Source organism: Nocardiopsis valliformis DSM 45023 (genome assembly GCF_000340985.1).
Lineage (GTDB): Bacteria > Actinomycetota > Actinomycetes > Streptosporangiales > Streptosporangiaceae > Nocardiopsis > Nocardiopsis exhalans.
The window spans coordinates 16,863-32,116 of the sequence record NZ_ANAZ01000049.1 but is presented as its reverse complement, the minus strand read 5'-3'; the positions used below and the strand labels follow the sequence as shown (position 1 = coordinate 32,116).

Here is a 15,254-nt window from a genome sequence, read left to right as displayed (position 1 = left end):
TACTTCTCGGTCAGCCCGGAACCCGCCCGTTGTGTGCCAGCGAATTCCACCAGGGGTGGAAATGCCCCGATCCCCCACAGCGGAAACCCGCCGGGAGGTGAATCCGCCGGGACGATCCGCGCTTCGGACGCGCGTATCCGCGACGTGACAGGACTTCTGGGGCCCATGAGGTTTTTGTTGTTTCCCGTGACGCCCAGTGTCCGCTCTACGCCTTTACTGACGAAACCTCCGTTCCGCCCCTCCCCTGAGGTGTTTCGGACACGACGGCGCCGAGTTCGCCCTCCTCGCCCCGGTGCCGAGGCAGTGTGACCCGCATCCGGGTGCCGTTCTCCAGACGGTGGGCGGTCACCTCACCGCCCTGTTCACGCACCAGCTGGCGCACGATGTACAGGCCGATCCCCAGCCCGCTGTACCCCCGGCGGTCGCCGCGTTCGCCGCTCTGGAAAAAGCGTTCGAAGATCCGCTCCTCGTCGCCGGGGTCGATGCCGATGCCCTCGTCGTCGACGTGGATGGTGACGGTGTCCTCGCCCTCCTCCACCTTGACCCGCACCGTCCCGCCGCTGGGTGAGAACTTCAGGGCGTTCTCCAGCAGCTGGTCGATGACCATGCCGGTGACCAGCGGGTCTCCGACGGTCCAGAGGGTGCCGTCGGTGTCCAGGGTCAGGTCCTGGAGTTCGGCCAGCGGGCGGAAGGCGGTGACGGACTGGCCGAGCAGCTCCACGAGGTCGAAGGGGACCCGGTCCACAGTCATCTCGCCGCTGGCCACGTCCGACCCCAACCGGAGCCGCTCCACCAGCTCGGCGAGCGATCGGGCGCGATCCAGGATGATCTCGCTGGCCTCCTGTCGCCCCTCCGGGCCCAGCCGCTCGCCCTTGCGGGACAGCAGGGCCGCGTACCCCTGGATCACCGTGACCGGGGTCCGGAGTTCGTGCCCCGTGCTGGCCAGGAAGAACTCCCGCTCCTCCTCCAGCGCCTTCTGCGCGGAGATGTCGCGGAAGTCCACCACCCACTCGTCGGTGTCCGGGATCCGCGCCATGAGGATCTCCAGCCACCGGCCGCCCTCGTTGCGGTGCTTGACGGGTTCGCCGTGCGCGTCGGGGATCGGGAACGGCGGGTGCCGCCCCTCCATCATCTCGAACGAGTAACCGGTGAGCTCCGCCGCCGAACGGTTCCACTTGCGAACCCTGCCGTGGGAGTCCAGCACCGCGATCCCGTCCGCGCTGGAGTCGACGACCGCCTGCTCCCTGAGCCGCTGGAGCTTGAGCTCCTCGTAGGCCATCGCGTTGCCGATCGCCACCCCGGCGTGCGCGGTGAGCAGTTCCAGGAGTTCCAGCTCGACGTGCCCCACCTTGCGCTGGCTGTACAGCGCGTACAACGCGCCGTAGGGGCGGCCCCGCACGTTGGACACGCACAGGGCGATGGTGTGCAGCCCGGGCAGGTCGGCCCAGATCAGGTCCTCCAGGCTACGGGTGTCGCTGTTGGCCAGCAGCACGGACTTGCCACTGCGCAGGAGCTCGCCGAACAGGCTGGACTCCAGGGACGCGCTGACCCCGTGCAGCTCCTCGGACAGGTGGGTGAGGCTGACCAGCTTCACCCGGTTCTCGTTGAGCAGGACGAATCCGCCCGCGTCAGCTCCGGTGAGCTCGGTCAGGCTGCTAATGATGCGGTCCAGGACCGATTTGAGGCTGAGGTCGGCGTTGATGTCAGCCACCACGTCGGTGAGCCGGCGTACCAGGCGGGCGCGCTCCATCGCGGAGGTCTGCGCCTGCCCCTCCTTCTCGCTCGGATAGAGCACGAGCGCCCACCCGGCGTGCCGCCCGTGGTCGTCGTGCACGCAGCTGGTGCTGACCCGCACGTCGACGGCGGTGCCGTCCTTGCGCAGGCGGCGGGTGAAGATCGTCAACGGGGTTCCGGCGCGCACCTGTTCGAGCACCGCGCTGTACTCCGGCCGCAGCTCGCGGGGGATGATCGGCAGCCCGCCGCCGATCACCTCGGCCGCGGTCCAGCCAAACATCCGCTCGGCTGCCGGGTTCCAGAGGGTGACTCTGAGCTCGCCGTCGATGCCGATCACCGCGTCAGCCGAAGAGGCCAGCACGGCTTCGGCGCTGAGGGGCGCGCGCTCGGAACTCACGTCGCCATAGTGCCACCCGAAGGGCCCCGAGTGGCAGGGCTTCGCACAATCCGACCAAATTCGACGCGCGCGCCCCAGCCGAACCGGTCGGACGGGCCGACCGAAACCTCAGATGACCCGGGGCTCGCCGTCGTCCTCCGCCTTCATGTCCCGGGCCGCGTGGTCCCAGGCCTGCATGCCGCCCGCGACGTTCACCGCGTCCCAGCCCGCCTGGTTCAGCGCCATGGTGGCCTGGGCCGAGCGGCCGCCCGCCCGGCAGATGACGTAGACCTTCTTGTCCTTGGGCACCTCCGCGGCGCGCTCGCCGAGCGTGCCCAGCGGGATGTGCACGGCGTCGGGCGCGTGGCCCGCCCGCCACTCGTCGTCCTCGCGGACGTCGAGAAGGTATCCGTCCTCGGGAACCTCGTTCACGAGAACCTCTGCGACCTGTCCACCGAACATGATGGTGACCCCCTGTGTCAGGCGTGTCCGAAAAAAGTGAGAATCCGTGGAACCGCGGGTGGGCGCTCCACGTCCAAACGGTATGCGTAAGCACACCTTCGCAACGGCCCTGCCGACCCGCCTCGCCGCACTCGCAGCTCTTGGCCTGCTTATCACGGCCTGCGGCAACGAGCCCACCGAGGTGAACGCGCCGGCACCCGAGACCGAGAACGAAGCCCCCAACGAAGACACCGCCGCCGAGGACGGTTCCGCCGAGGTGGAACTGGTCATCGAACGCTCCGTATCCGATGAGGACGGCCTGACCGCCGAGGAGGGGTTCGAACCAGGCGAATGGACCCTGACCTGTGCCCCCGTGGGCGGTGACCATCCCGACCCCGAGGCGGCCTGCGCCGAGATCGAGGAGGCCGGGACCGAGCCGTTCACCATGGACACCAGCGACATGATGTGCACGATGCAGATGGGCGGCCCCGAGGTCGCGCATGTCACCGGGCACGTGAACGGCACCGAGATCGACACCGAGTTCAACAAGCGCAACGGTTGCGAGATCGACCGCTTCGAGCAGGTCGAGACGGTACTCAACCCCTGAAGCCCCCCGATAACCCCTGAATCCCCCTGACAACCGATGGCCCCCGAGGGAGGGGCGGACCACCCGGTCCGCCCCTCCTCTCCTTTGTCTGGGGCCTGCGTGCGGCCTACGTGTAGGGCGTGTCCCAGAAGGCGACCTCGTGGCGCATGCCCTCCAGGAAGAAGCGCTCGGCGCGCTCCGGGTCGGGGTCTGCCTCCTCCAGCATGCGCCCGTACTTCTCGGTCAGCTCGGTGAAGCCGGGGTCGGCGTAGGTGTCCACCCAGCGGCGGTAACGCGGCTCCTCGGGCCGGGTCCTGGACAGCTCGATGCCCAGCTGGTTGTAGCCCCACATGCAGGGGTAGACGGCGGCGAGCCCGTCCCGGTAGTCGGCCGCCGCGTCCAGGATCCAGGACGTGTACGCCTCGCAGGCGGGGCCCTTGTCCTTGGTGGTCAGGTCGGCGCCGAACTCCCCGGACAGGGAACGGTGCAGTTCCAGTTCCTCGGTGAGGGTGCTGTGCGCGATCCCGACCAGGTCCGCCAGGTGTCCGTCCGGCGCCTGCCAGGCCAGCCGGGAGAAGGCCCGGGCGTAGTCGAGCAGGTAGAGGTGGTCCTGCTCCAGCCAGTAGCGAAAGGCCCGCTCGTCGAGGTCGCCGCGGGCGATCCCGGCGACCGTCGGGTGCGCGAGCTGTTCGGCGACCAGCGGCCGCCCGATCTCATGAAGTCTCTCGATGATTCCCACGCCCGGAGTGTCCCATCCGGGTGGTTTCGACCCAAGCCCTGAGTCCCTGCCAGAGCATTGCCTTCGAAACTTCTCGAAGATTCGGTCGCCACACTCCCGGAAATTTCGGAACCCGATTTCCCAGAACACTGACCCCGCTGAACAGGAACAGCACGGATTCGATGTGATTTGAGCCTCTAGGTGGGTTGACCCTGTCGGTATCGCGGACGTACATTCACCGCCAATAAGTTTCGCGAAAATTTACGAAACTTTCGGTGCGTCCCCATGCCCTTGGACGGCCCCGGACCCCCACCCGAGGAAGGCATTCCTTGACCCGATCCACCGGTGACACGAACACGGCGGACCAGACGTCGGCGGCCCCCGGCTGGCGAGACCCCTCCACCCCGATCGACCAACGCGTGGAGCTGCTCCTGGCCGCGATGACCCTGGAGGAGAAGACCGCCCAGCTGCACGGGCTGTGGGTGAGCGCGGACACCTCCGGCGCCCCCGTCGCACCCCACCAGCACGACCTGTCCCAGGAACTGCCCGTGTGGGAGGAGGCCATCGCCCAGGGGTTGGGCCAGCTCACCCGCCCCTTCGGCACGGTCCCGGTCGACCCCGCCGCCGGGCGCGCCTCCCTGGCCCGAAGCCAACGGGAGATCATGGCGGCCAACCGCTTCGCGATCCCGGCCCTGGCCCACGAGGAATGCCTGACCGGCTTCGCCGCTTGGACCGCCACGGTCTACCCCGTCCCCCTCGCCTGGGGCGCGAGCTTCGACCCTGACCTGGTCGAGCGGATGGCCGCGCAGATCGGGCGGAGTATGCGCGACGTGGGCGTCCACCAAGGGCTCGCCCCGGTCCTGGACGTCGCCCGGGACCTCCGCTGGGGCCGTACCGAGGAGACCATCGGCGAGGACCCCCACCTGGTCGCCACCGTGGGCACCGCCTACGTCCGCGGCCTGCAGTCCTCCGGGATCGTGGCCACCCTCAAGCACTTCGCCGGGCACTCGGCCTCCCGCGCCGGACGCAACCTCGCCCCGGTCTCCGTCGGCCCGCGCGAGTTCGCCGACGTCCTGCTTCCTCCGTTCGAGATGGCCCTGCGCGAGGGCCGCGCCGGTTCGGTGATGCACGCCTACAACGACAACGACGGCCTCCCCGCCGCGGCCGACCACGGCCTGCTCACCCGCCTGCTGCGGGACACGTGGGGCTTCGAGGGGACCGTCGTCGCCGACTACTTCGGGGTCTCCTTCCTGCACACCCTGCACGGGGTGGCCGAGTCCCCCTCCCGGGCCGGGGCGCTGGCCCTGGCCTCGGGCGTGGACGTGGAACTGCCGACCGTGGCCTGTTACGGGGACCGGCTGGTCGCCGGGGTCCGCGCCGGCCGGGTCCCCGAGGAACTGGTGGACCGGGCGGCCCGGCGCGTCCTGCGGCAGAAGTGCGCGCTCGGCATGCTCGACCCGGACTGGTCCCCTGAAGGCCCCGCCACCGTACAGGTCTCCGACAACGGCGGTGTCTCCGTTAACAGCAGAGCCCTCGACGCGGACCCGGCGGAGCACCGCGTCCTCGACCTGGACCCGCCCGAGCACCGCGCCCTCGCCCGGCGCCTGGCCGAGGAGTCCGTGGTCCTGCTGGACAACCCCGCCGGGCTGCTGCCCCTCACCCGAACCAGGACCATGGCCGTGGTCGGTCCGCTCGCGGACACCGCCGACGCCGCGCTCGGCTGCTACTCCTTCCCCGCCCACGTCGGCCGCCACCACCCCGACGTGGCCCGGGGCGTGGAGATCCCCACCCTCCTGGAGTCCCTGGCCGAGGAGCTGCCGAAGACACACATCGACCACGCCGAAGGCTGTTCGGTGGACGGCGAGAGCACCGAAGGGTTCGCCGAAGCCCTGACCTCGGCCCGCGCAGCCGACGTGTGCGTGGCGGTGCTCGGCGACCGCTCCGACCTCTTCGGCCGGGGCACCACCGGCGAGGGCTGCGACGCCACCGGCCTCACCCTGCCCGGGGTCCAACAACAATTCCTGGAAGAACTGGTGGCGACCGGCACACCCGTGGTGACCGTACTCGTCTCCGGGCGTCCCTACGCGCTGGGCACGGCCGCCGACCGGCTGGCCGCCTCCGTGCAGGCCTTCTTCCCCGGCGAAGAGGGCGGGAGCGCCCTGGCCGGTGTGCTCTCCGGACGGGTGAACCCCAGCGGCCGCCTGCCCGTGTCCGTCCCCCGCGACCCCGGCGGCCAGCCCGCCACCTATCTGGGCCCGCCCCTGGCCCACCGCAACCAGGTCAGCTCGGTGGACCCGACCGCCCGGCACGCCTTCGGCCACGGCCTGTCCTACACGAGCTTCGGCTGGGAGAACCCCCGGATCGACGACACTCCCCCCGACCCCGGCCAACCGGCCCCGACCACCACCGACGGCTCAGTGACGGTCGAGTGCACCGTCCGCAACACCGGGGCCATCACAGGCACCGAGGTCGTCCAGCTCTACCTGTCCGACCCGGTCGCCCAGGCGGCCCAGCCGGTCCGCCGCCTCATCGGCTACACGCGCGTGCCCCTCGAACCCGGCTGTGCGCGCACCGTGCGCTTCACCGTCCACGCCGACCTGGCGTCCTACACCGGTCCCGCCGGGCAGCGGATCGTCGAACCCGGCGAGCTCGTCCTCACCTTGGCCGCCTCCAGCGCGGACCCCGGACTCCCCTTCCCCGTGCTGCTCACCGGCCCTGTCCGTCCCGTGGACCACACCCGCAGACTCACCTGCGACATCCAGCTCGGCTCCGGGGCTCCCGCCGATCCCTTGCCCCGGTCGCCCCGGAGGTGACCGTGCCCGGCCCACCACCCCGCACCCCCCTGTCCCGAACCCCGAGGAAGCCCCGTCATGAGCTCTCCGTCGTCGGACCCCGCCCCGGTCCCCGCATCAGCCCCGTCCCCTCTCCCCGAACCACTGCGCGTGGCGATCGTCGGTACCGGGAACATCGCCCGGTTCCACGCCCAGGCCCTGCTCGCCGAACCCGGGCGCGCCGCACTCGGTCTTCCAGCACCGCTTCGGTTCGGGGGCGCTGCGCCTGCGCGCGCTCATGGACTCCGGTGTGCTGGGGCGTCCCCTGCTGGCGACCTGCCACACCACGTGGTTCCGCCCGCAGGAGTACTTCGACCTCCCCTGGCGCGGGCGCTGGAAGACCGAGGGCGGCGGCCCGACCCCGAACCCCTCACCGATCTGGGCCTACAGAACCTGGCCGCAACCGGCCCCACCTAACAATCCAACTAAGAAGAAGCCGGGTGGTGGCCGCTCAGCCCTCGACTTCGTGGCCACCACCCAGACAGGGGCCGTAAGGATCCTGGTTTCAACACGCCCACCCAAGGAACCTCAGAAAGCCGAAACCCCCGCGAGCGGTCCAACAGCCTCAATCAAGGTGAGTCCCTGCCGCACGGGACCGCGAAGCGCGACGACCGCAGGCCGAGCAGCGCACCGGGGGCCGTCCAGGGTCGAGAGGGGGCTTCGAAGGCCGCAGGCCCGTAGTTCAAGCAACCCCCGCCAAGGAGCCAGCAGGTGCCAAAAGACCAGCTCAGCCACAACGGGCCGCGAAGCGCGACGGCCGTAGGCCGAGCGGCACACCGGGGGGTTTGGGGGGTCGTCCCCCCAAAGGGCACGACGAAGACGACCCTGGGAGCAAGCGCTAGCTTGCGACCAGGGTCGTCTTAGAGTTGAGTGGGCGAGGAGGGATTTGAACCCTCACATCCTTTCGGACACACGGACCTGAACCGTGCGCGTCTACCGTTCCGCCACCCGCCCGAGTGACATGCATTCAGTTGTTTTGCCAGGCGGTTCGGGCTTTTTGCCTGTTCCCCCTGGCGACATGAATAAGGCTAGCACGGCTTGGAGGTGGGTTGCACACCGTTTGTGCTGGCCCCTGTTCCGGGCCTCGGGAGGGCCTTCACGGGGGTGCGCCTGAAACCAGGGGCACCTGGGCCCGGTTACGATCGTCTACACATACGGAGTGGAGTACAAAAGGGAGGTACCTCGTGGGAGTGCTCCAACGCTTCGAGCGCAGGCTCGAGGGCATGATCGAAGGCACCTTCGCGATGGCCTTCAAGTCGGAGCTCCAGCCGGTCGAGGTCGCGAGCGCGGTCCAGCGGGAAATGGACGAGCGGGCAGCGATCGTGGCCCAGGGACGCACGTTGGTCCCGAACGATTTCATCGTCGAGCTCTCGGCCAGCGACAAGGAGCGCCTTGAGGTCTACGCGGACAGCCTCGGTCAGGAGCTGTCCAAGCTGGCCCGTGACTACGCGACCGAGCAGGGTTATTCGTTCGTGGGTCCGGTGCGGGTCCAGTTCAGGTCGGACGACGGCCTGAAGACGGGCCGTTTTCGGATCCGTTCGGGTGTGGTCCGCGGAACGATGGTCAAGGACGGCGAGGTCCGCCAGCCGGTCGGTGACCCGGGTCCGGGCGGAGGGCAGCGCCAGACCGGCCGTCCCCGTCTGCTCATCTCACCCGGTGGCGCGACCGCTGAGGGCAACATCGCCAGTCAGGGCATGCAGCAGTCCTTCGAGCTGACCACACCGGTCACTCTGCTGGGCCGTGGTACCGACTGTGACCTGCGTCTGGTCGACAACGGTGTCTCGCGTCATCACGTGGAGATCCGAGTAGACGGCGACGAGGTCATCCTGGAGGACAAGGGGTCCACGAACGGGACCTTCGTCAATGGCCAGCAGGTCCGGCAGGCGAGGTTGGTGGACGGGACCAGGATCAGCCTGGGTCGTACCACGATGACCTTCCGCCGCGACTGAACCTCAAAAGTCCGACCAGTTGGACGATCCGGGCCAACCGGACCGCAACCAACGGCCCGGATCCGGCGTCTGAAAGGTCGACGTCCGGGTCAGGACCGATAGTGGGCCCGTGTCGGATATCCGGCCGGGAGGGTAGTCTCCGCAAGACCTGACCGATCGGGCAGAATGGCCGCGGCCGGCTGGACCGCGGACCAGCGACCTAGACTCACCGACTCGAAGGTGGGGCAGACACGGTGGCGGCGCCGATGACCGCCACCCCGGCCGAAGCACGACAGGGGCTGAAGAGCAGTTCGATGTCCAACTTGACCCTCATATTGATCAAGATCGCGTACCTCGCGGTGCTTTGGCTGTTCGTCCTCATGGCGGTCGGCGTCATTCGCACGGACCTCTTCGGTCAGTCGAAGAAGAAGGCCAAGAAGAAGCCCCGCCCCTCGGCGCGTCCGGCCCCGCGCCGTGCTCCGTCGTCGGCACAGCAGCCCCGGCCGCAGCGCCAGCGCCGCAACGATCCCACGGTCCTGGCCGTTACTCAGGGCCCGCTGTCAGGGACCACGGTCGATCTGGCCTCCCAGCCCATCCTCATCGGACGCGCCCCCGACTCGACCCTGGTCATCACCGATGACTACGCGTCGGGCCGCCACGCGCGCGTCTACTCCGACAACGGCCGCTGGTTCGTCGAGGACCTGAACTCCACCAATGGCACCTACCTCGGCCAGCAGAAGCTGAACCGCCCCCAGCCCATCACGGTGGGTCAGCCCATCCGTATCGGCAAAACCGTCCTGGAACTGCGCAAATGACAATCGCTCTCCGATACGCGGCGTACTCCGACGTAGGATGCCTCCGCGAAGGCAACGAAGATTCCGGCTACGCCGGCCAACACCTCCTCGCGGTAGCCGACGGTATGGGCGGTTACGCGGGCGGTGAGGTGGCCAGCTCCATCGCCATCTCGTCCATCCGCCAGCTCGACACCAAGGACAACCCCAGGGCCGAGGAGATGGCCGAGGTCCTCCAGCGGGCCGTCGAGCGAGCCAACGAGTCCCTGGCCGTCCGCATCCGTCAGGAACCCCAGCTGGAGAACATGGGCACCACCCTGACCGCCATGCTGTGGTCGGGTTCCCAGGTCGCCCTGATCCATATCGGCGACTCGCGCGCCTACCTGCTGCGCGGTCCGCGCTTCGAGCAGATCACCCACGACCACACCCTGGTGCAGACCCTCGTGGACGAGGGCAAGATCACCGAGGAGGAGGTCGCCACCCACCCGCAGCGGTCCCTGATCCTGCGTGCGCTGGACGGCAAGACCCCGGTCGACCCGGACATCTCCATCAGCAAGGCGAAGGTCGGCGACCGCTACCTGCTCTGCTCGGACGGGTTGTCCGGTGTGGTCAGCAAGAAGACCATCCACGAGACCCTCGCGACCGTGACCGACCCGCGGACGGCCGCCAAGAAGCTCATCGAGCTGGCCATCCGCGGCGGCGGTCCGGACAACATCACCGCGGTCATCGCGGACGTCATCGAGACGGACACCGACGCTGAGGGCCCCACTCCGTCCTCCCAGACGGTGGGCGCCGCGGACCAGCGGGACGAGTCGACGGGGCCGAACGAGACCAGCCCGGCCAGACGAGCCCAGGAGCTGCGCGGCAACGGCGGCGACACCGCCGAGATGGACCCGATCCCGGCCGACATCCCGGGCCGGCAGGACCACTCGGGCCCGGGGGACGCCGCCTACGACGCCCCCTACGAGGAGCAGCCGTACGGCACCCACGACGACTACGACGCCCCGCCTGCGCGCGGTCACTCGGCCGAGCCCGAGTACCGCAGGCGCGGCTGGTGGCCGATCATCCTGGTCTTCCTCGTGGTGGTGGGTCTGGTCGCGGGCGGCGGTTACTACTTCGGCCGCCAGTACGTGGAGAGCCAGTACTACGTGGGACTGTCCCCGGACGGTCAGACGGTCAGCGTCTACCAGGGCATCGACACCAGCATCGGAAGCATGGACCTGTCCGAGGAGATCGAGAGCACCGACATCCAGGTGGATTCGCTCACCCAGGCCGACCGGGACCTGCTGCAGAACACCATCACGGTGGAGGACGAGGCCGACGCGGCCCGCGTCGTCGGTGAGCTCGAGGAGGCCTCGGGCGAGACCGCCGCGAACGCCGACGACGATGCCGAGGAATCGGGGTGACCCTGTGAGCACCACAGCCCCGGAGGCACCCACAGCGCTACCCCCGGTCCAGCGCCGTAACGCGGAGCTGGTCCTGATCGGGGTCACCGTCGTCATCACCATGGGCGCGATGATGATCTCGGGGCTGAACCTCAACGGCCAGGTCCCCGGCGCCATGTGGGGCTACGGTCTGATTTTCGGCGCGATGGCGCTGGCCACACACGTGGCGCTGCGTTTCATCGCGCCCTACGCCGACCCCCTGATCCTGCCCTGCGCGCTGTTCCTGAACGGCATCGGCGTCGCGATGATCTGGCGGCTGGACGCCGCTGACTCCGGCGACATCGAGCACGCCGGTGTCGGTATGCAGCTGATCTGGACCGCGGTCGGCATGGTCATGTGCATCGCCCTGCTGTTCTTCCTCAAGGAACCGCGGGTGCTGCAGCGCTACACCTACATCAGCGCCCTGGCGGCGCTGGTCCTCATCGCGCTGCCGATGGTCCCCGGGCTGGGCATCTCCGAGTTCGGCGCCCGCCGCTGGATCGGTTTCGGCGGTTTTACGGTGCAGCCGTCGGAGTTCGCCAAGATCGCGCTGGTCGTCTTCCTGTCGTCGTATCTGGTCACCAAACGGCAGGTGCTGTCGTTGGCGGCCAGGCAGGTGAAGATCGGCCGGTTCAAGATCCTGGACCTGCCGAGGGCCCGAGACTTCATGCCGATGGTCGTCGGCTGGGTCGCCGCGATCGGCCTGTTGGTCATCACCAAGGACCTCGGTACCTCACTGCTGCTGTTCGGCACCTTCCTGGCGATGCTGTACGTCGCCACGCAGCGCTCGTCCTGGGTGATCATCGGCGTGACGCTGTTCCTGGCCGCCGCCACGGTCGCCTTCCGGCTCTTCTGGCACTTCCGCCAGCGCGTGGACATCTGGTTCCACGCCTACGACCCCGACGTCTACGACCGGCTGGGCGGTAGCGCGCAGCTGGTGCAGGGCCAGATAGGCATGGCCTACGGCGGTATCTTCGGCACCGGCATGGGCGGCGGCCAGGCGCACCACATCTTCGCCGCGGACAGCGACTTCATCCTCGCCTCCCTGGCCGAGGACCTGGGGCTGACCGGAGTGATGGCGATCCTGCTCGTCGTCTTCATCCTGGTGGAGCGGGGCATGCGCATCGCGCTGGCCTCCCGTGAGCTGTTCATCAAGATGCTGGCGAGCGGCCTGGCCTTCGTCATGTGCTTCCAGGTGTTCGTGGTGCTCGGCGGCCTGACCAGGATCATCCCGCTGACCGGTATGACGACGCCCTTCCTTGCCGCGGGCGGTTCCGCCCTGATGGCCAGCTGGCTGATGATCGGCCTGTTGCTCCGGATGAGCGACAACGCGCGGCGTCCCGCCCCGCAGGCCATCCAGGACGAGGGGGCCACCCAGGTGATCCGACGATGAACACACCCATCCGACGCCTCAGCGTCTTCTCGATGATCCTGTTCGGCGCCCTGATGCTCCAGCTCACCTGGATCCAGGGGTTCCAGGCGGAGGCGATCCGCGACGATCAGCTGAACCGGCGCCAGTACACCGAGCGGCTCACTGAGCAGCGCGGCCCGATCGTCATCGGTGAGGACAACGTCGCCTTCTCCACGGACATCTCCGAGGGCGACGACCCGGCCCGCTTCCAGCGGGAGTACGCCGGCGGCGCCATGTACACCCCGATCGTCGGCGCCTTCCGCAGCTTCGGCGCCTCCGGGATCGAGTCCACCGAGAACTCGCTGCTGGACGGCAGCGACGACCGGCTCGCCGTGCGCAACTTCCGCGACGTCATCACGGGCCGCGAGCCCGAGGGCGCTCGGGTCGAGCTGACTATCGTTCCGGCCGTGCAGGAGGCCGGGTTCAACGCTTTCCAGGAGCAGGGCTTCAAGGGCGCCGCGGTGGCCATCGAACCCAGCACCGGCGCGGTCCTCGGTTCGGTTTCCTATCCGTCCTACGACGCCAACGACGTCGTGAGCATCACCGATGGCGAGCAGGCCAACGCTAACTACGTCGAGCTCGAGAACGACCCGGACCAGCCGCTGCTCAACCGCGCGCTGCGCGAGCGGTACGCGCCGGGTTCGACGTTCAAGATCGTGACTGCCGCGGCCGCCATCGAGCACCTGGACGCCGGTCCGGACAGCACGATGGACGCGCCCGACACCCTGCAGTTCGCCAGCGGCCCGGCGCTGCCCAACGCGACCCCGGGCGGCACCTGCAACGGCGGCGCCCCCGACACCCTGGCCAACTCGGTCAAGATCTCCTGCAACACCTCGTTCGCCAACTGGGCGATCGAGATGGGCGGGGACGCCCTGGCCCAGCAGTCCTACGCCTTCGGGTTCACCCCGGAGGGCGAGGAGTCGGATCTCAACATCCCGCTGAACGTGATCCCGAGCCGGTCCCCGGTGGAGGCCGACGACAGCATCCTGGGCCGCGCCGGCATCGGCCAGTCCAACGTGGAGTCGACACCGCTCCAGATGGCCATGGTCGCCGCCGGTGTGGCCAACTCGGGTGAGGTCATGCACCCCTACCTGGTGGACTCGGTCCGGGACAGCGACCGCTCGGTGGTCACCCAGACCAGCCCTGAGGTGTACAGCCAGGCCACGAGCGCCAGCACCGCGGCGACGCTCACGGACATGATGGTCCTGGTGACCGGCCCGGGCGGGTCCGGCACCAACGCCGCCATCGACGGCATGGACGTCGCGGGCAAGACCGGTACCGCCGAGACCGGTGGCAGCCTCGGAACCCACAACTGGTTCATCGGTTTCGCCCCCGCCGACGACCCGCAGATCGCGGTCGCGGTGGTGATCGAGCACGGCGGTGGCAGCGGTGGCTCCCTGGCCGCGCCGATCGCCCGCCAGATGATGGAGGCAGTGGTCCTGTAGTGAGCGCCTACGAGCCGTCTTCACAGAACGGCCCCGGTGGACTGGCCGGGGCCGTTCTGAGCAACCGTTACCGCCTCGAGGAGCAGATCGGCTCCGGCGGGATGGGCACCGTGTGGCGGGCGACCGACACACTGCTCAACCGCTCCGTGGCGGTCAAACTGCTCCACCCGGCCCAGATGGCCGAGCCGACGGCACGAGAGCGGTTCCGGACCGAGGGCAGAATCACCGCCGGCCTGTCCCACCCGGGCATCGCCCAGGTCTACGACTACGGCGAGGAGGACGGCCGCGCATACCTGATCATGGAGCTGGTGGTCAGCGAACCCCTCTCCCAGGTACTGCGCGAACAGGGCCACCTGAGCGCTGACCAGACCCTCGACTTCGTGTGCCAGGCGGCCAAGGCGCTCGCCGCGGCGCATGCCCGCGGTGTGGTGCACCGCGACATCAAGCCCGGCAACCTGCTGGTCACCGAGGACGGCCAGCTCAAGCTGACCGACTTCGGTATCGCGCGGGGCGACACGTCGGTCACCCTGACCCAGACCGGCATGGTCATGGGCACCGCCCAGTACATCTCACCCGAGCAGGCGTCGGGGCGGCCCGCGAGCGGCGCCTCCGACCTGTACGCGCTCGGTGTGGTGGCCTACGAGTGTCTGGCCGGGACGCCGCCGTTCACCGGGGACAGTCCCGTGGCGCTGGCGCTGGCGCACACCCGTGACGATCCGCCCGAGCTCCCCGAGCACGTCCCCGCCGAGATCGACAACCTGGTCTTCTCGCTGCTGCAGAAGGACCCGGAGGACCGTCCGTCCTCGGCCGGCGAGGTCGCGCACCTGGCGGCGGTGATCCGTTCCAACGCGGGCACCGGCCCGCCGACCCCGTCCACCGGATTCAACGGCATGGCGCAGACGATGGTGGTCGGTGCGGTCCCGGACAGCGGTCCGCGCAGCGGGGCGTCCGGAACGGCACGACGAACCGCCGGCCAGCCCGCTGTCTCCCCTGCTCAGGACGGTGATTCGGCTAGGCTGGCCGAGGATTCGGGGTCTGGGCGCCGAGTGAAGGCACCCGTCGTCCTGGCCGCGGTGGCCGCGACGGTCCTGATCGTCGCCGCGGCCGTGGCCGGGTTCGTCTTCGGCGATTTGGGCAGCGGCGAGACCGTCAACAAGAGCACGGAGCCCCCGGCTTCGGAGGTCTCCCCCTCGCCCACTCCCACCGAGGAGCCGGAGGAGGAAGAGCCCTCCGAGGAGCCGGTCTACATCGAGGACACCCCCCAGTGGACCCCCGAGCCCGACTCATGGGAACCGACGGAGGACCTTGATCACGGCGAGGGTGACGAGGAAGCCACGGATCCGGAGCACGACGAGGGCGACGGCACCGAGGACCCGGATCCCGGTGACGGGGACCCCGGGGAACCGGACCCCGGGGACAACGGTGGTGACAACGGTGGCGGCGACGGCGGCGGCGGCGACGGGGACGGAAGGAACATTCCGTGGCCGGGCGATGCGTGACCAGTTCATGAGCGAGAGACGATCAGGGTAGGCGGCGGCCCGCGGGCGGCTTCCGGAAGACACGAGGATT

The 15,254-nt window shown here is 69.2% G+C and carries 12 protein-coding genes, 1 tRNA gene and 1 pseudogene; 9 read left to right on the top strand and 5 right to left on the bottom strand.

All coding sequences use genetic code 11. From position 1 onward, the window contains the following. Positions 1-205: 205 nt before the first annotated feature. Together D457_RS0129305 and D457_RS0129300 are read right to left on the bottom strand one after the other, a co-directional pair. Positions 206-2,131, bottom strand: coding sequence for a sensor histidine kinase (locus D457_RS0129305; protein ID WP_017584228.1), 1,926 nt, complete (start codon positions 2,129-2,131; stop codon positions 206-208). A 108-nt stretch (positions 2,132-2,239) separates the two neighbouring features. Further along, on the bottom strand, positions 2,240-2,572 hold the full coding sequence (locus tag D457_RS0129300; RefSeq protein WP_017584227.1) for a rhodanese-like domain-containing protein: 333 nt from the start codon (positions 2,570-2,572) through the stop codon (positions 2,240-2,242). A gap of 82 nt (positions 2,573-2,654) precedes the next feature. Here D457_RS0129300 and D457_RS0129295 point away from each other — a divergent pair, with 82 nt between their 5' ends. Continuing rightward, entirely contained in the window at positions 2,655-3,158 is a 504-nt protein-coding gene (locus D457_RS0129295; protein ID WP_017584226.1) for an SSI family serine proteinase inhibitor, read from the top strand. A gap of 106 nt (positions 3,159-3,264) precedes the next feature. On the opposite strand, the gene D457_RS0129290 is transcribed toward D457_RS0129295, so the two are convergent. Further along, a complete protein-coding gene (locus D457_RS0129290) occupies positions 3,265-3,876 on the bottom strand; it encodes a TenA family protein (protein WP_017584225.1) in 612 nt (203 codons plus the stop codon). Positions 3,877-4,184: 308 nt separating this feature from the next. Here D457_RS0129290 and D457_RS0129285 point away from each other — a divergent pair, with 308 nt between their 5' ends. Beyond that, entirely contained in the window at positions 4,185-6,668 is a 2,484-nt protein-coding gene (locus D457_RS0129285; RefSeq protein WP_017584224.1) for a beta-xylosidase/alpha-l-arabinosidase, read from the top strand. 96 nt (positions 6,669-6,764) lie between these two features. Here D457_RS0129285 and D457_RS36705 read toward each other — a convergent pair whose 3' ends face one another. Further along, the gene (locus D457_RS36705; protein WP_193374553.1) at positions 6,765-6,926 is read right to left on the bottom strand and encodes a hypothetical protein; all 162 of its coding nucleotides are present in this window, start codon (positions 6,924-6,926) and stop codon (positions 6,765-6,767) included. Here D457_RS36705 and D457_RS37865 point away from each other — a divergent pair. Continuing rightward, positions 6,874-7,047, top strand: a pseudogene (locus D457_RS37865) (Gfo/Idh/MocA family protein); the annotation flags it as partial. The gene D457_RS36705 and the pseudogene D457_RS37865 sit on opposite strands and share 53 nt — an antisense overlap. 510 nt (positions 7,048-7,557) lie before the next feature. On the opposite strand, the gene D457_RS0129275 reads toward D457_RS37865, so the two are convergent. Continuing rightward, a tRNA-Leu gene (locus tag D457_RS0129275) sits at positions 7,558-7,640 on the bottom strand. Between the two features lie 230 nt (positions 7,641-7,870). Here D457_RS0129275 and D457_RS0129270 point away from each other — a divergent pair. From D457_RS0129270 to D457_RS0129245, 6 genes are all read left to right on the top strand, one after another. Continuing rightward, a complete protein-coding gene (locus tag D457_RS0129270) occupies positions 7,871-8,635 on the top strand; it encodes an FhaA domain-containing protein (protein ID WP_425572587.1) in 765 nt (254 codons plus the stop codon). Positions 8,636-8,928: 293 nt separating this feature from the next. Next, the gene (locus D457_RS0129265; protein ID WP_193374552.1) at positions 8,929-9,429 is read left to right on the top strand and encodes an FHA domain-containing protein FhaB/FipA; all 501 of its coding nucleotides are present in this window, start codon (positions 8,929-8,931) and stop codon (positions 9,427-9,429) included. Continuing rightward, the gene (locus tag D457_RS0129260) at positions 9,426-10,811 is read left to right on the top strand and encodes a Stp1/IreP family PP2C-type Ser/Thr phosphatase (RefSeq protein ID WP_017584220.1); all 1,386 of its coding nucleotides are present in this window, start codon (positions 9,426-9,428) and stop codon (positions 10,809-10,811) included. Before D457_RS0129265 ends, D457_RS0129260 begins: the two co-directional genes overlap by 4 nt. Positions 10,812-10,815: 4 nt before the next feature. After that, positions 10,816-12,222, top strand: a complete 1,407-nt coding sequence (locus D457_RS0129255) for an FtsW/RodA/SpoVE family cell cycle protein (RefSeq protein ID WP_017584219.1) — start codon at positions 10,816-10,818, stop codon at positions 12,220-12,222. Further along, positions 12,219-13,685, top strand: a complete 1,467-nt coding sequence (locus D457_RS0129250; RefSeq protein WP_017584218.1) for a peptidoglycan D,D-transpeptidase FtsI family protein — start codon at positions 12,219-12,221, stop codon at positions 13,683-13,685. The genes D457_RS0129255 and D457_RS0129250 overlap by 4 nt, the downstream gene beginning before the upstream one ends. After that, positions 13,685-15,184, top strand: a complete 1,500-nt coding sequence (locus D457_RS0129245; RefSeq protein WP_017584217.1) for a serine/threonine-protein kinase — start codon at positions 13,685-13,687, stop codon at positions 15,182-15,184. Before D457_RS0129250 ends, D457_RS0129245 begins: the two co-directional genes overlap by 1 nt. Positions 15,185-15,254: the final 70 nt, after the last annotated feature.

Coding starts and splice junctions, on each gene's coding strand:
- D457_RS0129260 (WP_017584220.1), top strand. CDS start 9,426: ATGACAATCGCTCTCCGATACGCGGCGTACTCCGACGTAGGATGCCTC.
- D457_RS0129265 (WP_193374552.1), top strand. CDS start 8,929: ATGTCCAACTTGACCCTCATATTGATCAAGATCGCGTACCTCGCGGTG.
- D457_RS0129300 (WP_017584227.1), bottom strand. CDS start 2,572: ATGTTCGGTGGACAGGTCGCAGAGGTTCTCGTGAACGAGGTTCCCGAG.
- D457_RS36705 (WP_193374553.1), bottom strand. CDS start 6,926: ATGAGCGCGCGCAGGCGCAGCGCCCCCGAACCGAAGCGGTGCTGGAAG.
- D457_RS0129250 (WP_017584218.1), top strand. CDS start 12,219: ATGAACACACCCATCCGACGCCTCAGCGTCTTCTCGATGATCCTGTTC.
- D457_RS0129295 (WP_017584226.1), top strand. CDS start 2,655: ATGCGTAAGCACACCTTCGCAACGGCCCTGCCGACCCGCCTCGCCGCA.